Origin of the sequence: Micromonospora sp. HM134, assembly GCF_007833915.1 — a bacterium.
In the GTDB taxonomy this organism is placed as follows: Bacteria; Actinomycetota; Actinomycetes; order Mycobacteriales; family Micromonosporaceae; genus Micromonospora; species Micromonospora wenchangensis.
The window spans coordinates 2,860,467-2,884,386 of the sequence record NZ_CP041061.1 but is presented as its reverse complement, the minus strand read 5'-3'; the positions used below and the strand labels follow the sequence as shown (position 1 = coordinate 2,884,386).

20 protein-coding genes and 1 pseudogene are annotated in these 23,920 nt (G+C 69.6%); 10 read left to right on the top strand and 11 right to left on the bottom strand.

Features of this window, described 5'->3' with window-relative positions:
* Positions 1-97: 97 nt before the first annotated feature.
* The 3 genes and pseudogenes from FJK98_RS12645 to FJK98_RS12635 all read left to right on the top strand — a co-directional run.
* A pseudogene (locus FJK98_RS12645) lies at positions 98-445 on the top strand (transposase family protein); the annotation flags it as partial.
* Between the two features lie 380 nt (positions 446-825).
* Positions 826-1,251: a DUF6389 family protein gene (locus FJK98_RS12640; RefSeq protein ID WP_145919191.1), complete on the top strand. Its 426-nt coding sequence runs from the start codon at positions 826-828 to the stop codon at positions 1,249-1,251.
* Positions 1,248-1,658: a hypothetical protein gene (locus tag FJK98_RS12635; protein WP_145919190.1), complete on the top strand. Its 411-nt coding sequence runs from the start codon at positions 1,248-1,250 to the stop codon at positions 1,656-1,658. Before FJK98_RS12640 ends, FJK98_RS12635 begins: the two co-directional genes overlap by 4 nt.
* A 275-nt stretch (positions 1,659-1,933) precedes the next feature.
* On the opposite strand, the gene FJK98_RS12630 is transcribed toward FJK98_RS12635, so the two are convergent.
* The 3 genes from FJK98_RS12630 to FJK98_RS12620 all read right to left on the bottom strand — a co-directional run bounded on the left by FJK98_RS12630 (position 1,934) and on the right by FJK98_RS12620 (position 5,995).
* Positions 1,934-2,641 (bottom strand): VOC family protein, encoded by a 708-nt coding sequence (locus tag FJK98_RS12630; protein ID WP_145919189.1) that lies wholly within the window; start codon positions 2,639-2,641, stop codon positions 1,934-1,936.
* A 26-nt stretch (positions 2,642-2,667) separates the two neighbouring features.
* Positions 2,668-4,455 carry a bifunctional diguanylate cyclase/phosphodiesterase gene (locus FJK98_RS12625; RefSeq protein WP_168222443.1) on the bottom strand — a complete coding sequence of 596 codons (1,788 nt, stop codon included), beginning with the start codon at positions 4,453-4,455 and terminating at the stop codon, positions 2,668-2,670.
* 691 nt (positions 4,456-5,146) lie between these two features.
* A complete protein-coding gene (locus FJK98_RS12620) occupies positions 5,147-5,995 on the bottom strand; it encodes an SDR family NAD(P)-dependent oxidoreductase (protein ID WP_145919187.1) in 849 nt (282 codons plus the stop codon).
* Between the two features lie 155 nt (positions 5,996-6,150).
* On the opposite strand from FJK98_RS12620, the gene FJK98_RS12615 reads away from it, so the two are divergent.
* A complete protein-coding gene (locus FJK98_RS12615; protein ID WP_145919186.1) occupies positions 6,151-6,990 on the top strand; it encodes a helix-turn-helix transcriptional regulator in 840 nt (279 codons plus the stop codon).
* 92 nt (positions 6,991-7,082) lie between these two features.
* On the opposite strand, the gene FJK98_RS12610 is transcribed toward FJK98_RS12615, so the two are convergent.
* Both FJK98_RS12610 and FJK98_RS12605 read right to left on the bottom strand, forming a co-directional pair.
* The gene (locus tag FJK98_RS12610) at positions 7,083-8,258 is read right to left on the bottom strand and encodes a zinc-dependent alcohol dehydrogenase (RefSeq protein WP_145919185.1); all 1,176 of its coding nucleotides are present in this window, start codon (positions 8,256-8,258) and stop codon (positions 7,083-7,085) included.
* Positions 8,255-8,602, bottom strand: coding sequence for a hypothetical protein (locus FJK98_RS12605; protein ID WP_240762793.1), 348 nt, complete (start codon positions 8,600-8,602; stop codon positions 8,255-8,257). The genes FJK98_RS12610 and FJK98_RS12605 overlap by 4 nt, the downstream gene beginning before the upstream one ends.
* A 247-nt stretch (positions 8,603-8,849) precedes the next feature.
* Between FJK98_RS12605 and FJK98_RS12600 the strand changes: the two genes are divergently transcribed.
* Positions 8,850-9,692: an aldo/keto reductase gene (locus tag FJK98_RS12600; protein ID WP_145919184.1), complete on the top strand. Its 843-nt coding sequence runs from the start codon at positions 8,850-8,852 to the stop codon at positions 9,690-9,692.
* A gap of 544 nt (positions 9,693-10,236) precedes the next feature.
* Here FJK98_RS12600 and FJK98_RS34820 read toward each other — a convergent pair.
* From FJK98_RS34820 to FJK98_RS12565, 6 genes are all read right to left on the bottom strand, one after another.
* On the bottom strand, positions 10,237-10,593 hold the full coding sequence (locus FJK98_RS34820) for a mechanosensitive ion channel family protein (RefSeq protein WP_370517045.1): 357 nt from the start codon (positions 10,591-10,593) through the stop codon (positions 10,237-10,239).
* A gap of 9 nt (positions 10,594-10,602) precedes the next feature.
* On the bottom strand, positions 10,603-10,848 hold the full coding sequence (locus FJK98_RS34815) for a mechanosensitive ion channel domain-containing protein (protein ID WP_370517044.1): 246 nt from the start codon (positions 10,846-10,848) through the stop codon (positions 10,603-10,605).
* Positions 10,849-11,990: 1,142 nt separating this feature from the next.
* Complete coding sequence (locus FJK98_RS12585; RefSeq protein WP_145919183.1) at positions 11,991-12,380, bottom strand: DUF2267 domain-containing protein; 390 nt, start codon at positions 12,378-12,380, stop codon at positions 11,991-11,993.
* A gap of 337 nt (positions 12,381-12,717) precedes the next feature.
* Entirely contained in the window at positions 12,718-13,104 is a 387-nt protein-coding gene (locus FJK98_RS12580; protein WP_145919182.1) for a DUF2267 domain-containing protein, read from the bottom strand.
* 714 nt (positions 13,105-13,818) lie between these two features.
* Complete coding sequence (locus FJK98_RS12570) at positions 13,819-16,032, bottom strand: discoidin domain-containing protein (protein WP_145919181.1); 2,214 nt, start codon at positions 16,030-16,032, stop codon at positions 13,819-13,821.
* A 186-nt stretch (positions 16,033-16,218) separates the two neighbouring features.
* On the bottom strand, positions 16,219-17,439 hold the full coding sequence (locus FJK98_RS12565; protein WP_088642438.1) for an ROK family transcriptional regulator: 1,221 nt from the start codon (positions 17,437-17,439) through the stop codon (positions 16,219-16,221).
* A gap of 220 nt (positions 17,440-17,659) precedes the next feature.
* On the opposite strand from FJK98_RS12565, the gene FJK98_RS12560 reads away from it, so the two are divergent.
* From FJK98_RS12560 to FJK98_RS12540, 5 genes are all read left to right on the top strand, one after another.
* Positions 17,660-18,958, top strand: a complete 1,299-nt coding sequence (locus FJK98_RS12560) for an ABC transporter substrate-binding protein (RefSeq protein WP_145919180.1) — start codon at positions 17,660-17,662, stop codon at positions 18,956-18,958.
* A 66-nt stretch (positions 18,959-19,024) separates the two neighbouring features.
* On the top strand, positions 19,025-20,005 hold the full coding sequence (locus tag FJK98_RS12555) for a carbohydrate ABC transporter permease (protein WP_088642436.1): 981 nt from the start codon (positions 19,025-19,027) through the stop codon (positions 20,003-20,005).
* A complete protein-coding gene (locus FJK98_RS12550; protein ID WP_088642435.1) occupies positions 19,998-20,837 on the top strand; it encodes a carbohydrate ABC transporter permease in 840 nt (279 codons plus the stop codon). Before FJK98_RS12555 ends, FJK98_RS12550 begins: the two co-directional genes overlap by 8 nt.
* Before the next feature lie 33 nt (positions 20,838-20,870).
* Positions 20,871-22,247 carry a GH1 family beta-glucosidase gene (locus FJK98_RS12545; RefSeq protein ID WP_145919179.1) on the top strand — a complete coding sequence of 459 codons (1,377 nt, stop codon included), beginning with the start codon at positions 20,871-20,873 and terminating at the stop codon, positions 22,245-22,247.
* 551 nt (positions 22,248-22,798) lie between these two features.
* Positions 22,799-23,734 carry an NYN domain-containing protein gene (locus FJK98_RS12540; protein WP_205789428.1) on the top strand — a complete coding sequence of 312 codons (936 nt, stop codon included), beginning with the start codon at positions 22,799-22,801 and terminating at the stop codon, positions 23,732-23,734.
* Positions 23,735-23,920: the final 186 nt, after the last annotated feature.

The window sequence follows — 23,920 nt, the reverse complement described above, 5'->3', positions numbered from 1 at the left end:
GCGGACCGCCCTCTCAGGAGCATCCCCTCGAACAACGACCGCTGGGCATCCGAAAGCAACATGCCTGAAGGACGTCTCGTAACTCGATGCTTGGTCCATGGTGGATCATGTTCGGGTGCAGGTGATCTCGGCGGCCCGCCCGGAGTGGATCATCCCGTTCACCGGGCTGCAGCCCGCCCAGTTCCGCAGGCTGGTCAGGTTGGTCGCCGAGCGTGGTGGTGACGCGATCGCTGACGGTCGGCCGGGCCGGCAGTGGTCGCTCGACCTCGCCGACCGGGTGTTGCTGGTGGCCGCGTACTGGCGCACGAACCTGACGATGCGGCAGATCGGACCGCTCTTCGGGGTGTCGCACTCCGCCGCGCACCGGGTCATCGACACCCTCGGCCCCCTGCTCGCCCTCACCCCCGGACGCCGACCGCGCATCGACCAGATCACCATCGTCGATCTTTCCGGGAGATCCGCAGGCACTCCCCGTCGACGACGCGCCGCTGTTCGGAAGCTGCCGCCTGGCGGCGGCCGCTTCCGCGGCTCTCGGTTCAGTCGCCTTCGCCGCAAGCCTGCGCTCCGACGTACCTGCCCGGTCTTCCCACAGCACGGTGTAGGTGACACGTGCGGCACTCCGTTACGGGTGGGGTACGGCACGTTCGTGACCGACCGGAGCCCTTACTCAGAGGGAATGAGACTGCTTCAGGGAGGACTCAACTGCTGCCACGGTCAGCGGCGATTGCGCGGTCCTCGTCATGTCGTGAGCGTGCCGGCGGCTTGGATGGGGAAGGCGCGCAGCGGTGATTCGTTCTCGGGTGGCAGCGCAGATAACCTGCGAAGATGGATGCGCGGGACTACGCAGACGAGCTCGGGTCGATCCTCGCCACGCGCACGGCGGAGGTGGCGAGCCGGCTGGCTCGGTTCCGCTTGGCGGCGGAGGAAGCCGGAGGCGACGTCGAAGGCATCTTTATCGATGTGTTCGTCGACCAGGATGGCGAGGGGCCTTTCGACGTGTGGGTGCGTTTCTGCGGTGACGCCGCGTTCGCTTTGCATCAGCGGTTCGACGAGGAGCGCCACCTTTTCGGGGTCGATTGGGGCGAGGAGGGCTGGGAGCCCGATGTGCCCGGGCGTCCGCGCGGTTGGACGCGCGACGACCTCGAACGGGCCGTGCTTGAGGTGGTCACGGAGTGGATCTCGCCGGTCATCCCGCAGGGGCCGCCCGATAAATTCTGGCGGATCAGCACCCCGGACGGCGTGACCGCGTGAGCATCCCGACCACGGGGCGACTCTCATTCCGCACGGTCTTCGGCGGACCGGGGATTCCCGGTGAGGTGATCACCGAGCTCAAACGCCTCCAGACGGAGCTTCGCGGTCTGGAGTGGGGTTACGACTACGACCTGTTCGTGACGGTGGGCGGCGACCTCACCGTCGTGTCCGAGCCCACGGGACTGCAACGTCCCCGCCTGCGCCTCGCCACACGGACCGTGAGCGGTGAACTCCGGTACAACAGTGAGGACGTGTTGCGGGCCGGGCAGCCCGCAGCCCTGTTGCGCAGCGGGCTGCTCGACGCGCTTGAGAAACTCGTGACACGGGTCGCCGCCCGTGACGTCGAGTTCGATGTGGACACCGAGCGGGCGCGTCTCGCTTCGCTGCGTGATGGAGGATCCGCGTGACGCGTCCCGAGAGCTCGTGACCTACGAGGGCCTGCCGGCCGCGTCGGGCGGTGCGCATGGAATGCGGGTCCGGAGAGCTGCAGCGACCGTCCTCGTCGTGCTGGTGGGTGGGCTGCGGCGGCGCGCGGCCCGTCGTTGACCAGATCCCCGCTCCCGCGATCGCGGGACATCCTCCGAGGGGATGCCTGAACGCGTGGCAGGCCGGGTCCCGTCGTGTCTCGGTGCCGGTCTTGGGACGCCGGGGTGACGCCGACCTGCGGGAGAACGCCTGGCAGTCAGCTACCGGCGTGGGCCGGTCGAATGACGGTGAAGACGGCTCCCGCCGGGTCGGCGAGCGCGCAGACCCGACCGGTCACCACGTCGCGCGGCGGCACCAGCAGTCGGCCACCGCCCCGCTGGGCCCGCTCGGCGACGTCGTCCGGGTCCGCCACGGCCAGATAGACCATCCAGCCGGCGGGTAGCAGGGTATCCAGCGGCGCAGGCGTGGCGAGCCGGCCGGCGACCGGCGCGACGTCGCTGACGAGCAGGGCGTACGAGTCGTCGGGGGCGCCGGGTGGCACGCTGGACCGCAGGCCCAGGGCGGCGGTGTGGAACCGGTCCGCTCCGGCCGGGTCGGTCGTCATGTACTCGTACCAGCAGGGCCGACCGAGGCCCGGGGCCACCGGGGCCGGTGCGGTGCGTAGCCGGAAGCTCCCGCCCAGCGGGTCGTGCACCTCGTCGCCGGTCAGCCGGGCGCCGGCTGCGCCGGCGGCGGCTCGGACGGTGGCCTCGTCAGCGGCGCCGAAGACAGTCCACCAGCGGGCCGGGGCAGGACCGAACCGCAGCTCGGCGGCGGGAACCCCGTCGGCGAGCGCGGTGTAGCCGTCGGGGGTGGCCTGGTACGTCCAGCCCAACAGGTCCTGGTAGAAGTTACGGGCAGCGTCGAGGTCGCTCGTGACGAGTTCGGCGCCGGTGGGGAACGGCCTTGTCCGGGGTGCGTTCACCTGAGTCTCCAAACCGGGGCGGTTGATCAGGGTTCAGGATGCCCCACGACTGTCCCGGTCGCCCCGCCGCCCTGCCGCGAGTTGAACGTTCGACCGAGTAGTTCGTCCAATGGGGTCGGTCGGCCCAGGTGGTAGCCCTGGCCGGCGTCCACGCCCAGCGTCCGCAGCGCCGGCACCAGCTCGGCGCGCTCCACCGACTCGGCGACGGTTCGCATGCCCAGGCCGTGCGCGGCGCGGACGACCGCGTCGATGAGCACGGGATCGGCGCCGCCGTGATCCGCCTGGCGGACGAAGTCGCCCGCGATCTTGACCGTGCTGAAGGGCAGGTGCTTGAGGTAGGCGAACGAGCCGAACCCGGCGCCGAAGTCGTCCAGGCTCAGCCGGCATCCGGCGTCGCGCAGGGTGCTGGCGAGGTGCCGCACCGCGGCGACATTGGTGATCGCCGCAGTCTCGGTGATCTCCAGGCCGAGCCGGCTCGCGTCGATGCCGGCAGCGCGCAGGGTGCGCACCACCCAGTCACCGAAGCCCGGCGATTCCAGGGATCGGGCCGAGATGTTGATGTCGAAGCACATTCCCGCCGTCATGGCCTTGGGGTGGGCCAGCGCCTGCGTGGCGGTGGACACCACCCACCGGTCGAGCTCACCGATGAGGTCGTCACGTTCCACCGTCGGCAGGAACTCCGCCGGTGACAGGCTGGGCTCGCCGCCGTCCCGCAGCCGGATGAGCAGTTCGCGGCTGACCACTTCCCCGGTCGACAGGTCGATGATCGGCTGGGCGTCCAACCGCATCCGGTTCTCGTCGAGGGCCTTGCGGACCCGGGTCACAACGTTGACGCGCTGCACGGCGTGCCGGTACTGCTCCGGCAGGTAGAGCCTGGCCCGGTTGCGGCCGGCGTTCTTCGCCTCGTACAGGGCGAGGTCGGCCTGGGCGAGCACGGTGTCGCGGGTGTCGCCCGGTTCCAGCGAGGCGGCACCGATGCTCAGGGTCACCCGCAGCCCGGTGCCGGCCAACGGCACGGGCGTGCGGACACTGGCGTCGCAGAGCCGCTCGGCGACGGCGAGGGCGTCCTCGGCGTACGCCCCCGGCAGGACGACCGCGAACTCGTCGCCGCCCAGGCGGCCCAGCACCGTGCCGTCGGGCAGCTCATGCAGCAGCCGCCGGGCCAGGACGCGCAGCACGTCGTCGCCGACCGCGTGCCCGTGCACGTCGTTGATGTCCTTGAAGTTGTCGATGTCGATCAGCAGCAACGCCGCGGACCGTTCCCGCAGCTCGGCGATCAGGTCGTCGAGGCGGGCCAGCAGGGCACGGCGGTTCGGCAGATCGGTCAGCGGGTCGCGTTCGGCCAGCTTGGTCAGCTCGTCCTGCACTCGCCGCATCGCGGTGATGTCGTGGGCGGTGCCCAGGACGCGCGCCGGCGCCCCAGCGGCGTCGGGGAAGACCTCGCCGTAGCACTCGAAGACGCGCAGTGTCGCGCCGTCGGCGAGGTACATCCGATGCGTGTAGGAGAACGAGCCGCCGTCGCGCAGGGCCTTCTCCAACGTCCGTTCGATCATCGCGACGTCGTCCGGGTACAACATCTGCCGGTAGGAGTCGTAGTCGAGGTGCGCATCAGCGGGCAGACCGAACATCTGCAGCAGCACGTCGCTCCAGACGACCTCACCGGTGAGTACGTTCCACTCCCAGGTGCCCACCTTGGCGAGTTGCTCGAGGTGGGCCAGCCGCCACCGGTAGTTGCGCCCACGGTCGCGTTCCTGCCGCTCGGCGCTGACGTCACGCAGCTCGTACAGGCGCAGCGGTTGCCCCTCGTGCTCCATGCCGTGACATCGCACCCGTAACCACCTGGTGGCCCCGTCGGCACCTCGCACCGGGTGGTCCACTGCGGGCTCGTCGGGCCCGATCTGCCCCAGCGGCAACTCTGCCAGCCCGACACCCAACCGGTGACCGGCTGGGTTGCACCAGAGAAAGCGGCCGTCCGGGGCCATTATCGCCAAGGCGGTGGAGGCGGTGTCCGCCGCGAGTCCCGGCAGCGTGCTCACCTGGGGCCACCACTTCCCTTCGCCGAGCAGGGCGCAGAACGGCCACGGCTGACAGACGGTCATCCTATCGCGACGGGCAGTCTAGCGGCCGTCCGGACGGTCCGCTCAGGGCGTCGGCGGCGAGAGCGGCGGGATCGGTCGCGATGCTGGTCGACCGTGCTCGTCGTGTTGAACACCACCGTATCTGTCGGCGGCCGCGGTTGCGGCAGCGTCCTGGTGGGCGTCCAGGGCATCCCGCAGACCGGCGCGTGAGGTCAGCGGCCATTGATGTCGGTGGCTTGCGCGCGGCACGGTGGCGTGGCAGGAGGAAGGGCCTCTGGAACGAACAAAGGACTCTGGACCGGATCATGCAGGTGGTGGGCATGCCGACGTACGCCACCGCGCCGGCCGGGCCGGTCGCCGGCCGGCTCGTCTTCGCCTACCGCGACGGCGGTCAACGGCGACAATCTCCCGACGACACGGTACCGGATCACGCGTCCGGCGTGATGTCGGTGGAAAGGGCCACCTTGCGGCCGTTCTCGACATCGGCGGTCAGCGCGTCGATGCGGGCCTTCGCCAACCCGTACGAGTCGGAGCCGAGTAGCTGGTGCAACGGGGCCTTGCCGTCGGCGGCCACTTCGATGATCGCGGCGGCGGCCTTGACCGGGTCGCCGAGCTGGGTGCCGGGCATCGCCAGATGCGCCTCGGTCATCTCCCGGATCGACTGGTATCCGGCGATCGTGGCCGACGGCAGGCCGAGAGAGGTGGTACGCAGGAAGTCGGTGCGCGTGTAACCGGGCTCGATGAGGTTCACGTCGATGCCGAAGCCGGAGACCTCGGCGGCCAGCGCCTCGGTGAGGCCTTCCAGGGCGTACTTTCCGGCGCAGTAGAGACCCCAGCCTGGGAACGCGGTCAAGCCGAGGATCGACGAGATGTTGATGATGCGGCCGCCGCGTCGCGCCCGCATGGCCGGCAGTACCGCCCGTAGCACGTTCCAGACTCCGAAGATCTGTACGTCGAACATCTGCCGGGCCTCGCTGTCGGAGACCTCCTCGACCGCGCCGAGGAAGCCGTACCCCGCGTTGTTGACCACCACGTCGATCTGACCGAACCGTTGGGTGGACTTCTCCACGGCCGCCGCGACGGCCGCCTCGTCGGTGAGGTCGAGTTCGAGGATCAGCAGCCGGGACCGATCGGCTTCGCCGAGTGCCTCGTCGAGGCGCCGCGCCGTGCGGGTGGTCGCGGCCACGGTGTCGCCGCGACGTAGCAGTTGGGTGACCAGTTCCAGTCCCAGCCCCCGCGACGTGCCGGTGACAAACCAGGTGGTGGGGTGCGACATGAGGTTCTCCTCGTGGCGTTCGGATTTCGACGGTTTCGATCCTGGCCGCTGTATCGCGGGCGCCGACAGGTTCCAGCTGGCCCAGCGCTACCTGGGAACACCATGCCCCCGCACGGTCTTCTCGCCGGGAAACGGGCCGCGCCATAATTTCTGGCATGGCGGCGCACACGGACCTGAGCGAGTTTCTGCGGACGTGCCGGGCCAACACGACCCCCGAGACGGCCGGGATCGTCGCACCGGGCGCAGCGGTCGGGCGGCGGGTACGCGGGTTGCGTCGGGAAGAGGTGGCGCATCTCGCCGGAGTGAGCGTCGACTACTACACCCGCCTGGAACAGGGCCGCCACAGCACCCCGTCGGACGCGGTCGTTCACGCCCTGGCACGGGTGTTCCGACTGGAGCCGGCCGCCCGCGCGCACCTGGCCGACCTCGCGCGACCGGCCCGGCAACGCGTCAGGCAGACACCGCCGCAACGCGTCCGCCCGGCCATGCAGCAGATGATCGCCTCGATGACCGAGCATCCGGCGGTGATCCTGGGCCGGCGTACCGACGTGCTGGCCGCGAACCTGCTCGCCCGGGCCCTGCTCACCGACTGGACGCGGCTGCCGGCCCGGGACCGCAACTACGCGCGGTGGACCTTTCTCGATCCCGGTGCCCGTGCCGCCTTCCTCGACTGGCCGTCGGTGGCCGCTGATGTCGTCGGCACGCTGCGCCTCTACGCCGGCCGCAACCCGGACGACGCCCGGCTCAGCGAGCTGGTCGGTGAACTCACGATCAAGAGCCCTGAGTTCCGTACGTGGTGGAACAGCCACAAGGTCCACGAGCGCACCCACGGCACCAAGCACATGATCCACCCTGCCGTCGGGCCGATCACCCTGCGGTACGAAGCCCTGACTCTGCCCGGCGACGAGGACCAGACGCTCTTCCTCTACACCGCTGACCCAGGCAGCCCGTCAGAGGAGAACCTGCGATTGCTCGCCTTGACAGTCAGTGACTGAGCCGGACTGCGGCTGGCGGCCCGGCTGGTCCGGTGAGGCAGGAGCACTGAGGCCCGCCCCAGCCACTCGGTCACCGGGGATGCGGTTTATGGTCAGGGTTTGAGGACGACCTTCTCGCAGTTGTCCTGCTTGTTCTTGAACATCTCGAAGCCGCGTTCCGCCTCGTCGAGCGGCAGGGTGTGGGTGATGACCCGGGTCGGATCGATCTCGCCACGTTCGATGAGCTGCAGCAGCGGCTTCATGTAGCGCTGCACGTGGCATTGACCGGTACGCAGGGTCAGCGCCCGATTCATCCAGGCGCCGGCCGGGAACTTGTCCAGCAGACCGCCGTACACGCCGATCACGGACACGATGCCACCGCTGCGGCACGACATGATCGCCTGCCGCAGCGCATGCGGGCGCTCGGTCTCCGAGCGGACTGCCTGCTTGACCCGGTCGTAGGCGTAGAGGGGCGCGCTGCCGTGGCTGGCCTCCATGCCGACCGCGTCGATGCACTTGTCCGGTCCCCGCCCACCGGTCAGTTCCAGCAGCCGGGACCGCACGTCCACGTCCTCGAAGTTCACCGGCGTGTGGCCCGCCCGTTCGGCCATCTGCAGCCGGTACGGCTCCTTGTCGATGGCGATGACCTTCGCGGCGCCGAGCACCCGGGCGCTGTCCATGGCGAACTGGCCGACCGGGCCGGCGCCCCACACCGCCACCACGTCGGTGGGCTGGATGTCACACATCTCGGCGCCCATGTAGCCGGTGGGCAGGATGTCCGAGAGGAACAGCACCTGCTCATCGGCCAGATCGGACTCGATCTTCAGTGGACCGACGTCGGCGAACGGCACCCTCGCGTACTGTGCCTGGCCGCCGGCAAAGCCACCGGTCAGATGCGAATAGCCGAAGATCCCGGCGACCGGGTGGCCGAACATCTTCTCCGCGATCCCGGCATTGGGGTTGGAGTTCTCGCAGCAGGAGTACAGCTCGGCGGCGCAGGCGCCGCACGCGCCGCAGGCAATCGGGAACGGAACGACGACGCGGTCCCCGACGCGCAGCCGAGCCGGGTCGACGCCTCGGCCGACCTCGACCACTTCACCCATGAACTCGTGACCCATGACGTCGCCGTCCTGCATCGTGGGCACATACCCATCGACCAGATGCAGGTCCGAGCCACAGATCGCGGTGGAAGTGATCCGTACGACGGCATCGCGCTCGTTCAGGAGCCTGGGGTCCGGTACGTCGCGGACCTTGACCTTGTTGCGGCCCGCCCAGGTGTTCGCCCTCACGCGTCCGCCCCCTTCGCCAGCTCGGAATCCGACGGCGGCTGCGCCGGACGCTGCGGGAACTCCTTGCGGGCCCGCTTGCCCCACGGGGCGCCCTCGGACCGGACCACCTGGCCGGTCTCCAGCACCTGCTTGAGTCGGCGCAGGTCATCGTCGAGCTGCTGGTGCGGCTCCTCGCCGAAGTACCTGGCGATCACCTTGCCGACCGCACCACCAGGAATGTCGTACGACATAACGACGTGCACCTCGGTGCTGACGCCGTCCGGGGCGGGCACGAACCGGACCGTGCCGGAGTTCGGCACGTCGGCCTCGCCGGTCGACCGCCACGCGATCCTCTCGCCGGCCACCTCGTCGACGATTTCCGCGTCCCACCCGACGTTTTTGCCGAACGGAGCGCTGGCGGACCAATGGCTCGTACGGTCACCGGTGGCGCAAACAGACCGGCGAACGTCACTTGGGGCGGAAATGCGGCCACCTGCCCTCTGCACAGCGAGGACCCCCCGCGGAGAAGGTCCGCTACGAGGTGTGCTGCCTGTCGTAGCGGGCAAAGCAGGCAACCTACTGGTGCCCAGGCTGCTCCGGAAAGGTGACGAAATGACCCTCGCTCTTGACGCGATCGAGCTACCGTCCGGCCAGACGATGCCCGTGCTCGGCCAGGGAACCTGGTACCTGGGCGAGAGCCCCGAGAGGCGGCAGGACGAGATAGCCGCCCTACGGACCGGGATCGACCTGGGCATGACGATGATCGACACTGCGGAGATGTACGGTGACGGTGCCGCCGAGGAACTCGTCGGCGAGGCGATCACCGGACGACGCTCCGACGTCTTTCTGGTCGACAAGGTGCTCCCGTCCAACGCCAGCCGACGGGGGACGGTGCAAGCCTGCCGCCGCAGCCTGCAACGACTCGGCGTCGACCACATCGACCTCTACCTGCTGCACTGGCGCGGCTCACATCCACTCGCGGAGACGATCGAGGCGTTCGCCGAACTCGTCGACGCCGGCGACATCGGGCAGTGGGGCGTGAGCAACTTCGATGTTTCCGACATGACGGATCTAGTCGAGGCGGGCGGCGGCGCCTGCGCGGCCAACCAGATCCTGTACAACCTCACCCGCCGCGGTCCCGAGCACGACCTGCTGCCGTGGCAACTCGCGCACCGCATCCCGGTGATGGCGTACTCGCCGATCGAGCAGGGCCGACTGCTCGGCCACCCCCAAGTCGCTGAGACCGCCGCTCGGCACGGGGTCACGCCCGCTCAGGTGGCGCTGGCCTGGCTGTTGCGGCAGGAAAGCGTCGCGGCCATCCCCCGGTCGTCCAACCCCGAACACACCCGGGAGAACGCGGAAGCGTGTGACCTGCGACTGAGCGAGGAGGACATGGCGGCACTCGACACGGCGTTCCCGCCGCCGGCCGGTCCGCAACCGCTGGAGATGCTGTAGCGTCGCCGAGCGTTTCGGCGGTCGGGACGGAGTCCCACAGCACGGGACCGCAATACCTGTACGACCAGTTCGAACAGCAAGTGCGCCTGGAATCGGACCGTCCGACCTCACCGAGGATCTGGTGGCCGCCACGGTGGCGGACGAGGGTGACAAGGGCGGCTCCGACGGCCTGGAGACCGACGACGCCGGCCGGTTCTACCTCACCTCGTACGAGAACAACGCCGTGCTGCGCCGGCAGCCGGACGGAGAGTACGAGACCGTCGTGCACGATCCCCGTCTGCTCCGGCCGGACACCATGTCCGTCGCCACGGACGGGCACCTCTACGTCACCGTCAACCAGCTGCACCGACAGCCGAAGTACCAGCGGGGACAGGACCGCGGCGCAAGCCGTACGCCCTGTTCCGCACCCGCGTCGACGCCGGACCGGTCCTGCTGCGCTGGACCGCCCGCAGTGTCCGGGATCAAGACGGCGACGACGTCCTGCACGGCGGGGTCGCGGATACATCCGAGCTTCCCGGACTCGGCGGCCGGCGGGTGTGCGGACTCAGGGGTGGTACTCGCCGCGGGTGCGGGGCAGCCACTGGGGGTGGTGGTCGCGCAGGTACCGGACAAGGGCCTCGCGGACGTCGCAGCGGAGGTCCCACGCACTCGGCCCGTCGGCCGCCGATGCCTGGACCTGGACCACGACGGTCTGGGGCGTCGCATCCACCATCTGCAGCACCCACTGGTGCCGGTCCCACAGTGGTGAAGATTCCACGATCCGCCTCGTCTCGGCGCGGAGGTCGTCCAGGTCGGCGGTGTGATCGACGTGGAGCCGGGTTTCGCCGACCACCCGCGTCTCATGCCGGGTCCAGTTCTGGAAGGGGTGCTCGGTGAACCAGCTGTTGGGCAGGATGAGCATCCGGTCGTCTCAGAGCCGGATGACCACGTTTGTCAGCTTCACCTCCTCGACGCGCCCCCACTGCCCGTCGACCACGATGACGTCTCCGACGTGGAGTCCGTCGGCGAAGGCGACCTGGATGCCGGCGAAGGCGTTGCCGAGCGCGGTGCGTGCGGCCAGGCCGAGCAGCGCGCCGACGACACCCGCCGAGGTGAGCACGGACAGTCCGATGGTGCGCAGCGGAGGGAAGGTGGTGAGGATCAGGCCGATCGCCACGACCGTCACCACGACCGAGGTGAGGCGCCGTACCGGTCGAATCTGAGTGCGGGCGCGCCGGACCCGGCGGTCGGCCGGCGTCTCGCCCGGCAGTCGGCTGAACGCGGCCCTCTCGGCGACGTGCAGCGTTCTGGCTCGACCGGTTCGGGCAGGGGAAACCCCGAGCGGTCACCGGATCGGGCTGCTCCGAGAGCGGCGAATCGACGGCCCGCCATGCTCGGCCGCGCCTCGCGACCGGCCCGCGCAGTGCGCACTGAGCAACCGGGACTGCGCGCTGGGGACCGTTCCGTGAGCGGAAGTCCGGGACCGGCTCGTCGAGGTCTCCCTCTTCCCGTCCTGGGACAAGCCTCCACGCGAGCACGGCGGCCGGCTCAACCGCGCCGATCGGGAGGTCGAGGATCGAGCCGGGAGCATAGCCGGGCACCCGTCGGCGATGCGGCATCTACTCCCCGCAGGCGCGGAGCGGACCGACGAGTGCACGGAGGGGGTGACCGCAGGTCAGGCCGTACCCTGCCGGTTGACCCTTCCCTCTCGGGACGTCTTCGACCGGCCATGGTCGCGCTCGGTCCCGGCCGATCCGGTCGCGGTGCGCTCGTGTCGCTGGTCCGGCGAATTCTCCACGGTGGCCCCCTGCCGGCCCCGCGCTCCGCTGCCCGGATGCCGGCGGCCCCGCGCCGACTCGCCGCCGCTGTCATGCTTGTTGCGCTTGTGGCTACCCATGCCCGGCGGGTACCCGGCGCCGGGGCACCCATGCTTTCGAGCGGGACGGCTCCAGCGAAGGATGTCGAGCGGTTCGGTTGGCCGAAATCTTCTCCACCGCACTGTCGGCCTGCGGACGCTGGCACCGGAGTAGTCGATGGGGCCCGACCGCGGCAACCCCGCGAACACCCCAGCCGCGAGCTCCTCCAGCCGTACCCGCACCCGGGCGGGCCCCCTGCCCCACGTGCGGCAGCAACACACCACGGCGGACCTCGATCAGCTCTGCTGCTGTTGCCCCCTGCGGTGACCCAACGCGCCCTGAACCGCCCGGATCTTGCCGCTGCCACACGGTTCTGAGTCAGTTGCTGCGTGGTCTGTCTGGCCTGACCGCCCGCCGGCTCGACATGGGCTGTCCCGTCGCTCGGCCCAGGGTCTGGCTCGTGTCAAGCCCAGACTCGGCCTTCCGGATGAAACAGCTGCCGAATGTCCTCCGACAGCTCGGAGTCCAGGTTCTCGAATTCGTCGGCGCTCATTGCCTCGCGCAGGGTCATCAATACCGCGCGAGCACCTTCAGCCGCCTGCTGGTCATCCAATCCTGACCGCGTCCGCACTTCGTTCAGGAATTCCACACGATCGAGAATTTCGGCGAAATCCACTTCCTTGTGCAGGTACCCTCGATACTCCTCGGGAAGTTGCGTGGCCAGATTGCGGGCCTCGCTACCACTTATCCGTTCCGCCAGCGTCGTTAGCGTGGCTCGGATGACGTTCGCCGCCTCCGTCGGTGGCAGTCCCGCCTGCCTCCTCACCGCTTCGAGAAACTCGGCGAAGTTCACGGCTTCTCCCTCCCGACCAGTTGGAGAGTCTCGTAGGTGTCCGCGACCGGCATCCTTTTCGACTCTGCCTTCCCAGGCACCTGCGGGCGTGGGCAACGTCCCTTCTGGGCCAGGAGTACGCCACGCCGGCGCGTGCGCTGACGCGCTGGGTGAACTCCGACCGGAAGCCTATGCGGGCAATCGGCGATGAAGCAGGAACCCTCCACGGCGCCCCGCAGGAATCCCTCCCGTGAGGGAGAAGAAAAGGACTGCTTTCCCTCACTTCGTGTGACGAGGCTACGAGCCACTTACCGGAGGAACGTCTTGCGAAACGGCCGCCAACCAGGGCCGGTACCGGTCATGGCCCGCGGGGCACCGGCCGGGCCAGGGCCCGGAGGTCCTCCGGCAGTTGCGCCATCGCATCCTCGAACTCGCCGTGCCCGACCACGCGGTGCAAGGTCTGCAGTACGGCCCGCACGCCACGCTCTGCGACGCCGCGCTCCACCCCCGCGCGGTCGGACACCCGCCGCAGAAACTCGTCGTAACCGAAAGCTTCCGGCTCATCCGTGCCCTTGACCATGAACTGGCGTAGCTCGTACGCCACACGGTCGGCCAGGTCCGCCGCCTCGCCGCCGCTGATCCGCTCAGTGAGGGTACGCAGGGTGGCCACGGTCAGGGATTGCGCCGTGTCCGGCGTAACGCCCGCCCGTGCCGCCACTTTGTCGAAGAACTTCAGCTCGACCATGCTCCCGCCCTTCCCGTCCCGGACAGGCCCTGGCTACCCTCGGCTACCCGGCACAAACGAGCGATGGCCGCCCTGCCGCACGCCGCCGACGCCCGACAGCCACCCGTGCCGGTGGCCTCGCCGCGCACCTCGCGACCCTTCTTCACCCAGGCGGATCTTGTGCGCGTGCGGCGGCTCAGTGATCAAGAAGGTCAGCAGCTACTCAGAGTCGACCGTCGGGGAGCCGGTTCACCGATCCGACCGAGGCGGGCGATGGGTTGCCTCCCAGCCGGATCAGTCCCGATGACAAGGCAGCAATCGTCGAGACGGCCATCATCCGCTCCGAGAAGTTGGGGCGGCCGTCCAGCCGGTGGAGCATCCGCAAACTCGCCGACCACCTGCACGTTCACACAACTCGCCGCGACGTAGCGAGATCGTTCAACGCTCAGCGCGAGCGGGGGGGCGGGGCGTCTGACAGTAGTCGCCGCAGGGTTGGTCTGATGGCGGTGGGCGTGTTTGAGATGGGGTCGGTCAGGTCCGGTTGAAGGTGCGGCGGGCTTGTCGGTATGCGGGTTGGCGGGTCAAGCGGCGTCAGCGTGGGATACGAAGGCCTCCTGGTTGCCGCAGCGGTTCCTGGACGGTTCCACTCCACAACCGGAGGCCTTCGTCATCACGTCCCTCTACGTCGTGTCGTCACACGACCTCAACCACCGTCCTTGAGCGGTACAGCTCTGGTCAGGGGTAGTTGGTCAGGTAGACGACCTGGTTGGTGGTGTTGGCGGTGCCGCCGGCGCTGTTGACGACCCGGTTGATGGTGCCGACCCCGCCGAGCGAGACGGTGACCATGTTGGTGAACCGGACGTTCGGGTTCGTCGGCGCTTCGATGGCCCGGTCGGCGACCACCGCGGGGTTGACGTTGAAGTAGCAGTAGCTGCCCAGCCCCCATGCCTGGTGGCTGGTGACCGAGTCGGCCACCTTGTACGCGGCGTAGCCCCGGGTCGCCCCGTTCGTCCAGGCGGCCTGGTTGGGTGGGTCGTAGGGCATTTCGTTCTGGTAGAAGTACGTCCGGCCGCCGTTGCCGTTCCAGACGGTCTGGTATTTCTGGTAGTGCTCGACGAACAGGCCGTACATGGTGACGTCGTCGCCGTTGACGGTCAGTCCGGTGTCGGCGGTGTTCACCGTCCAGCCGACGCCGTCGCCGTGGTCGGCACGCCACAGCCACATGTGGTCGCCGATGACGTCGTCGCTGTTGATGGTCAGGGTGTTGGTGGCCCGGCCGACGCCCGGCCCGCCGATGCGGAAGAAGACGTCGTGCAGCGAGGTCGGGTTGGCCGAGTGGTCGGCTGACGATCCGGGCGGGCCGACCTCCATGAGCACGGGCGAGGTGGTCTGCCCGGCCTCGAACATGAGGCCGGCGACCTTGACCCCGTCGACGTCGGCGACCCGCATGCCGACGGTGCCGTTGTCGGTCTGGATGGTGGCCAGGCCGAGCCCGAGGATCACCGTGTTGGCGCGGTTGACCTGGATCGGTTCGGTGACGTGGTGCACGCCGGGGGTGAACAGCAGGTGCCGGCCCTGGGCGAGCGCGGCGTTGATGGTGGCCGCGCTGGTGCCCGGCCGGACGACGAAGAACTGGCTCAGCGAGATGGACGAGCCGGCCGGGGTTTTGCCGTACCAGCTCGTGCCGGTGGAGTTGGTACGCAAGGCCGGGACGAACACCCGGTACTCGCCGGTGCCGTCGATGTAGAGGAATGGCTTCTCGCGGATCTGCGGAGTCTGCGCAATGACGGTGTGCGACGGGTTCGGGAAGTGCGGCGGGGGTGCGCCGGTCACGCCCTGGAAGACCATGTTCCACACCGAGCCGGTCCAGCCGTTGCCGAACTCGCTGTTGCGCGAGTACCACTGCTGCTGGGAGCCGGAGACGACGAGTCCGTCGATGCGGGTGTCGGCCAGCAGGCCGCCGCTGGACCAGCCGTCGCCGCCGTTCCAGAGCTGGATCTGGTTCTGCGCGCCACGCAGGTGCATCCGGCGGTACGGTGCGGCTTGCGACACCGCCCAGCGTTCGACGGTCACTCCGGCGGGCAGGGTGACCGACAGGTTCTCCGCGGCGCGCCAGAAGTTCTGCGTCGCGTTGCCGCCGAACCAGTCGGCCTCGACCCGGACGTGGCCGTTGAGGTTCACGTCGTCGGGGCTCATGCCCAGCCCGGCGACCTGGGTGAAGAAGCCGAGGTTGACGTCGGCGGTGTAGGTGCCGGGCTTGAACAGCACGGCGTACCGCTGTGGGCCGAACTGGTTGGTCTCCTGCTGGGTGAACAGGGTGTTCAGCCGGCTCTGGATGGTGGCCGTGGGCGTGGACGGGTCGAAGACGAAGGTGTTCGGGCCGAAGTTCGGGTTGCGTGGGTCGGTGGGCTCGACCGGGTCGGTTCCACCGCTCTCGCCGTAGACCTGGAACTCCCACAGCGAGTAGCCGTAGCCGGTGGCCCGGGTGGTGCCGTACATCCGCACGTACCGGCCGCTGCCGGTGACGGGCACCGTCTGGGTGCCGCCGGTGCCGGTGGTGGTGCTCCAGACGGTGGTCCAGGTGGTGCCGTTGTCGGAGGTCTGGATCTGGAACGCCCGCGCGTGCGCGGCCTCCCAGACCAGCGTGACCTGGCTGAGGGTGGCCCGGGCCCCGAGGTCGACCTGTAGCCACTGGGGGTCGCTGAAGGCACTCGACCAGCGGGTGCCGGTGTTGCCGTCGACCGCTGCCGATGCCGGGAAGCCGGTGCCCTCGGTTGACGACGCGGTGGCCGGGCGGCCCTGGGACAGCAGTGCCGGCGCGGCGTGTGCCGGCGCGGCCAGGGTGGTCGGCGTCAGGGCCGCGACGAGGGCGACGACCACGCCGACGGTGGTACGCCGCCAGCGCCGTGGGCCCGTTCTCGGGCGTGCGGGGGTGACACGAGATGTCATGAACTTCGCCTGTCGGTAGGGGGTGCGGACGCCGGGCACGACGGGGCTGAGGAGAGCGGTCGCGGGTGCCGGGGTGGTGCCGCCGGGACCGGCCCGCGACCGGAGAGCGCTCTCTTCCCGAGTGTTGCGGTCATGTTGCACGGGCGTCAAGACATCGATCTATAACAGTGTTATTTATCCCGGTTGCTACCTATGGTGGTTATCGACTGTCGGCCGCAGTCCTCCGGTGGCGAGCAGCCGGGCCACCGGCAGGGTGGCGGCGCCGAGCGCGACCGCGTCCACGCCGAGCCGGCACAGTTCGATCGACGCCTGCTCGTACGGCTGGCGCAGCGCCTGCCGTCCGGCCGCCTCGCGGATTGCGGGCAGCAGACCGCCGAGCGCCATCGCCGTCCAGCCGCCCAGCACCACCCGCTCGGGATTGAACAGGTTGATCAGATTGGCGACCCCGGCGCCGAGGTAGCCGGCGGTCTCCTCCAGCACCCGACGGGCGGTGGGCGAACTGGCAGCGGCCTCGACCAGGGCGGCGATCCGGGACTCCTCGTCCCCGCCGGGCACCGCCCGGCCGCCGTGGGCCTCCTGGTAGCGATCGATGATCGCCTCGGCGCCCACGTACGCCTCCAGGCAGCCCCGGGCCCCGCAGCGGCAGGTCCGGCCGCCGTATACCAGCGTGGTGTGTCCCCACTCGCCGGCGCTGCTGGACGCTCCCCGGTAGGCGACCCCGTTGGTCATCAGGGCCGCGCCGACCCCGGAGCCGACCAGGGCGAACACGGCGTGGCGGGCACCGCGTCCGGCTCCGAACCACATCTCCGCCTGGCCGAGGGTGTTCGCGCCGTTGTCGATGTGCAGCGGCAGGTCGGTGCCCGACCGGATCAACCGCTCCAGCGGCACCCGGTCCCAGCCGAGGGCCTGGGCGTGCACCACCGCCTCGGTGCCCTGCTCCACCACGCCCGACACACCGATCCCGACGCCGAGCACGTCGGCGCAGGACACCCGGGCCTGGGTGGTGACCGCGTCGATGCCGGCCAGCACGTGTCCGGCGACCGTCGCCGGTTCGGTGCGCGCCGGGTCCAGCGGGTAGCCGGCGCGGGCCAGCACGGTCATGGCGAGGTCGAACAGTTCGACCCGGACCAGGGTCTCCCCGACGTCCACCCCGATGACGAAGGCGAACCGGGGCGCGACGCGCAGCATCATGCTGGGACGTCCGCCGTCGGACTCGGCCACCCCGGCCTCGACGACCAGCCCCTCGCCGATGAGGTCACTGACCACGTTGCTGATCGCGGGCTGGCTGAGGCCGGTGCTGCGCATCAGGTCCTGGCGGGTCAGTGGACCGTCGAGGAAGAGCCTGGACAGCAGCGCGGAGCGGTTCCGCAGCCGCACGCTCCGATTCGTCGCTCGCGCCAACTCCACCCCGCCACCTTCCCCCGGGCCGTCCGGAGCGACTGTACGACCCCGGGGTTGACGGTCCTGCGGACAACCACTTTAATGACGACATTAATTAAGCCGTGATGTAACTCCCGCGACACGGTGCGCACCCCCCGGATCCGACGGTCCCGGATCTCCGACTGCCGGCCCCTCGCGCACGCCACCGCACCGACACACCCCACCACCAGAACCGGAAGGTCCGATCGTGTCGAGACGACGCCTCGCGATACTCACCGCCGCAGTCCTGGCTGCCGCCCCGCTGACCGCCTGTGGTGGCTCGGACGACCCGTCCGGCGGGTCCGCCAAGACCCTCACCTACTGGGCCAGCAACCAGGGGGCGAGCCTGGAAGCCGACAAGCAGATCCTCCAACCCGAACTGGACCGGTTCGAACAGCAGACCGGCATCAAGGTCAACGTGGAGGTGGTGCCCTGGTCGGACCTGCTCAACCGGCTGCTCGCCGCCGCCACCTCCGGACAGGGCCCGGACGTGGTGAACATCGGCAACACCTGGTCGGCGTCGTTGCAGGCGACCGGAGCCATGGTCGAGTTCGACGACGCCACCCTGGCCAAGGTCGGCGGCAGGGACCGGTTCGTCCCGGCCGCGCTCGCCGCCGCCGGGGCCCCGGGTAAACCGCCCGCCGCGGTGCCCCTCTACAGCCTCGCCTACGCCCTCTACTACAACAAGAAGGCGTTCGCCGACGCCGGCATCACCACCCCGCCGACCACCTGGGAACAGGTGGCCGAGCTCGGCCGCAAGCTGACCGGCGACGGCCGGTGGGGCCTCGCCGTCGAGGGTGCCAACGCCTCGGAGAACGCGCACCACGCCTTCACCTTCAGCCAGCAGTACGGCGGCGAGTGGTTCGACTCCGCCGGCAAGCCGACCTTCGACACCCCGCAGAACGTCGCCGCGGTCAAGCGGTACGTCGACCTGATGGCCACCGACAAGGTCATCAACCCGAGCAACGCCGAGTACGCGCAGAACCAGTCGGTGTCCGACTTCGCCAACGGCAAGGCGGCGATGCTGCTCTGGCAGGCCGCCGGGGCGAACCTCAAGTCCCAGAACATGGCCGCCGACGCGTACGGCGTGGCCCCCGTGCCGTTCCTGGCCGCCCCGCCGGCCGGCGGCAGGAAGGTCAACAGCATGGTCGCCGGGATCAACATCGCGGTGTTCAAGCACACCAGGAACCCCGACGCCGCCCTGGAGTTCGTGAAGTTCATGACCAGCGACGCCGAGCAGGTGACGCTCAACAAGACGTACGGATCGCTGCCGCCGGTCACGACCGCCGCCAGCGATCCGGCGTTCACCGCCCCCGAGCAGAAGGTGCTCCAGGCGACCCTCGCCACCACCGCGGCCCCGCTGCCGCAGGTTCCCGACGAGAGCACCTTCGAGACCCTCGTCGGCACCGCCATCAAGGAACTCTTCGCCGACGCCGCCAGCGGCAAGCCGGTCACCGAGGACAGCGTCCGGCAGAAGCTGAGCAAGGCCCAGCAGCAGATGCGCTGACCCGCCGGACCGGTGGCCGTGGCAGGGACGCCGACCCTGCCACGGCCACCCCGCGAGAGGACCACGATGGCCATCACCACCGTCCACGACGCCACCGGGCGCGACGGGCCGCCCCGGGGCGGGGCACCGCAGAACCGCCCCCGCCGACCCCGCCGCTCACTCCTGCCGTACCTGCTGCTCGCCCCGGCCGTCGTGCTGGAACTGGCGATCCACGTCGTGCCGATGCTCGTCGGCGCCTGGATGAGCCTGCTGGAGCTGACCCAGTTCCACATCCGCGACTGGTCCACCGCCCCGTTCGTCGGCACCGAGAACTACCGGATGGTGCTCGATCTCGACTCTGCCGCCGGAGCCGAACTGCTGCACTCGTTTCAGGTGACAGTGCTCTACACGGTCTGCTCGGTCGGCCTGTCCTGGGTGCTCGGCACCACCGCGGCCGTGCTGCTGCAACGCCCGTTCCGCGGCCGGGGCCTGCTGCGTGCGCTCTTCCTCACCCCGTACGCCCTGCCGGTCTACACCGCCGTGATCACCTGGAGTTTCCTATTCCAGCGCGACAACGGCCTGGTCAACCACGTGTTGGTCGACCAGTTGCAGCTGCTCGGCGACCGGCCGTTCTGGCTGATCGGCGACAACAGCTTCGTCGCGTTGCTGATCGTGTCGGTCTGGCGGTCCTGGCCGTTCGCCTTCCTGTGCGTCATGGCCGGCCTCCAGAACATCCCGGCCGACCTGTACGAGGCCGCCGCGATGGACGGCGCGGGCTTCTGGCGGCGGTTTCGCTCGGTGACCCTGCCCATGCTGCGTCCGGTCAACCTGGTGCTGCTGCTGGTGCTGTTCCTGTGGACCTTCAACGACTTCAACACCCCGTACGTGCTGTTCGGCGGCTCCGCGCCGGAGCAGGCCGACCTGGTCTCCATCCACATCTACCGCAGCTCCTTCAAGACCTGGGACTTCGGCTCCGGCTCCGCGATGTCGGTGGCGCTGCTGCTGTTCCTGCTCCTGGTCACCGCCGGGTACCTGCTGCTCACCAACCGCCGGAGGAACGATGCGTGAGACCACCGCCGAGCGTTGGGCCCGCCGCAGCGTGTTGACCCTGCTCACGCTGTTCGTCCTCGTCCCGCTCTACGTGATGGTCAGTTCGTCGGTCAAACCGCTGCAGGACGTGCAGAACGCGTTCACCTGGTGGCCCCGCCGTCCCACCGTCGACGCGTTCGTGGACATGTGGTCGACCGTGCCGCTGGGCCGCTACCTGGTCAACAGCCTGGTCGTCTCCTCGGTGGCGGCGGTCCTGTCGGTGGCCGTGGCGATCTTCGCGGCGTTCGCGGTCAGCCGCTACCGTTTCCGCGGCCGGGGCCTGTTCTCGGTGACCGTCCTGTCCACCCAGATGTTCCCCGGCATCCTGTTCCTGCTGCCGCTGTTCCTGATCTACGTCAACCTGGGCAACGCCACCGGCATCCAGTTGTACGCCAGCCGCACCGGCCTGATCGTCACCTACCTCACCTTCTCGCTGCCGTTCTCGATCTGGATGCTGGTCGGCTACTTCGACTCCATCCCGCGCGGACTCGACGAGGCCGCCCAGGTCGACGGCGCCGGCCCGCTCCGCACGCTGTTCCAGGTGGTGCTGCCGGCGGCAGTGCCCGGAGTGGTCGCCGTGACCGTGTACGCGTTCATGACCGCCTGGGGTGAGGTGCTGTTCGCCTCGGTGATGACCAACGAGGGCAGTCGCACCCTGGCCGTGGGCCTCCAGGGCTACTCCACCCAGTTCAACGTCTACTGGAACCAGGTGATGGCCGCCTCGCTGGTGGTCAGCATGCCCGTCGTCGCCGGTTTCCTGGCGTTGCAGCGTTACTTCGTCGCCGGCCTCACCGCCGGCGCGGTCAAGTGAGTCCGCCACCGTGTCCCGCGAGGAGAACCCGACGTGCCCGACCTGTCCACGCTGCCAGCCGACTTCATCTGGGGCGTCGCGACCGCCGCATACCAGATCGAGGGTGCCGTCGCCGCCGACGGCAGGGCACCGTCGATCTGGGACACCTTCTGCCAGGTGCCCGGGGCCGTCGACAACGGCGACAGCGGCACCGTCGCCTGCGACCACTACCACCGGTGGCCGCAGGACATATCGCTGGCACGCGGCCTCGGCGTCGACGCGTACCGGTTCTCGGTGGCCTGGCCCCGGGTGCTTCCCGCCGGCGTCGGCCCGGTCAACCCGCGAGGGCTGGACTTCTACGACCGGCTGGTCGACGCGTTGCTCGCGGCCGGGATCCGGCCGTTCGTCACGCTCTACCACTGGGACCTGCCGCAGGCCCTCCAGGACCGGGGCGGCTGGCCGGAACGCGCCACCGCCGAGGCGTTCGCCGACTACGCGGCGGTCGTCGCGGCCCGCCTCGGCGATCGGGTCGCCGACTGGACCACCGTCAACGAGCCGCTCTGCGTGTCCTGGATCGGGCACCTGGAGGGCCGGATGGCACCGGGCGAGCGGGATCTCGCGCGCGCGGTGCGTACCTCCCACCACACGCTGCTCGGCCACGGCCTGGCCACCCTGGCGGTCCGCGCCAACGCCGCCCGCCAGGCCTCCGTCGGGGTGGTGCTCAACCTCAGCCCCTGCGAGCCCGCCACCGACCGTCCGGCGGACGTCGCCGCCGCCCACCGGATGGACGGCCACGTCAACCGCTGGTGGCTGGACCCGCTGCACGGCCGCGGCTACCCCGCCGACATGCTCGCCACCTACCGGGTGGAACCGCCGGTACGCGGCGACGACCTCGCCGTGATCGCCACGCCGACCGACTTCCTCGGGATCAACTACTACTTCCGGCAGGTCGTCGTCGACGATCCGGACGGCCCCCCGCCGTACGCCCGGCAGGTGCCGGTGCCGGGGGCGGTGCAGACCGCGATGGGCTGGGAGAACCATCCGGCCGGGCTGGAACGGCTGCTGGTCGCGGTGCACGAGGAGTACGCGCCGGCCCGGATCGTCGTCACCGAGAGCGGGTCGGCCTGGCCGGACCACGTCACCGCCGACGGCACCGTGCAGGACCGGGAGCGCACCGACCATCTGGAGCGGCACCTGGCCGCCTGCGCGGCCGCCGTCGACCGGGGCGTTCCCCTCGCCGGATACTTCGTCTGGTCGCTGCTCGACAACTTCGAGTGGGCGTACGGCTACGACAAGCGGTTCGGTCTGGTGCACGTCGACTACCCCACCCAGCGGCGCACGGTCAAGGCGAGCGGGCTGCGGTACGCCGACCTGATCCGCGCACACCGGCAGCGCACCGGACCGGCGAGGACGGTCCCGGTACGCCGATGACGGGCCGACGGGGCCCGGGAACCCCTGGGTGTCGCACCGGGCGACACCCAGGGGCCCGACCCATGCTGCGCGACCCCGAAGCACCCGCCCTCATCAGGCACCAACTCGAAGTCCTGCTGCTCACCACCGGCGTCCTCACAGCACCCGAGTAGACCGGAGCGGGCAGCGTCCAGCACCACCCGACCAGCACGTATCAAGATCAACGGATCCTGTCTCTGGCGGTGCCACTCCCCCACCATGCTGGTCGTGATCGCACGGCTTCACCATGCTCCACCGCCATGCTCGCCGATGTCGCGGCCGGATCGGTCACCTGCGCCAGCATCGGTGGCCTGCTGCGCGGCGTCGTTCCTGGAACGATCCCTCATCGTCGGCTTGGTCCTGTCCTCGATCAAGGCGTGGTGCTACACCCCGACCCCCAGGACGACGCGATGTCAAGATCGCGGACGCCGTTGCCTGCGGGCGGCCGCAGCTGCGCCGCCGGGATGCGGCCTCGATAGTTGCGGCACGGGGGTGGCATCCTGTGGATCGTGAGGCCTAAATGCTCCCTCTACGTGGACGTCGGTTACCTGCTCAGCGCCGCGGCGGTCCGGGTGACGGGGACGTCGCTGCGGAACGGGATTCAGGTCGACTACGAGTCACTGATCGACGCGCTGGTCCAGCAGTCCGAGGCGCTGTCGGAGCTGCCGATGTTGCGCGTTCACTGGTACGACTCCGCGAGAGACGGCGTGCCCGACGGCTCGCAGCAGTTCATCGGTGAACTGCCCAACGTCAAGCTGCGGCTCGGCCGGTTCGGCGTGGATGGCCAGCAGAAGGGTGTCGACCTGCGCATTGGGCTCGACCTGGTGATGCACGCACGCAACGCCGTTGCGGACGTCTTCGTCCTCGTCTCGGGCGACGATGATCTGACCGAGGCCGTGGAGGAGGCCCAGGTGCACGGGGTGCAGGTCATCCTGCTCGCCGTCCCCAACGGGCAGGACCGGCCTCACGGCATCAGCCGGCATCTGATCCGGGCGGCCGACGGGCTCAAGATCATATTTCCGGACGCCATCGATCATGCCGTGACGAAGATGGAGACACCCTCGGCGGTGCCGTCACCGATGGCGGTGTCGCTGGGCGGGCACCCGCGTGCCAAAGCCCCGTTGACGGGCTCCACCGCGCAGGAAGGCTCACCAGCAGCCCGCCTGTCGTCCGCGCCCGCCGCCAGTGGGGCCCTGGACATCAGCACGGGCACGACGAATCACGAGGACCCTCCTGACCTTGCCGAACAGATCGGCTCGGTCGTCACCAACGTCCTGACGACTTTCCGCAGTTCGGCCACGCCGGAGGCCCTGGCGGAACTCACCGCCGGGAAACCATCGATCCCCCGCGACATCGACAAAGCCCTACTGACCGACCTGTCTGATCACCTCGGGGAAGTCGATCTGAGTGAAGCCGTGCGACACCAGCTTCGCGCACGGTTTTGGGAGCAGTATGACCAGGCCTGGTAGTGCTTTGTTAGGTTCTGTGGCGCTTGTTGCGGTGTAATGGTTTCACGGGTTGGTGGCAGGTGAGGCAGGCGCCGGTTCAGGTCCCGAGGAGCCTCCGGCAAACCGGGGGAACCTCATCCTCGTTGCCGGCTCAACCCTGACCGTCCTCGTCGTGCTGGTGGGTGCGCTGCGGCGGGCGGCCCGTCG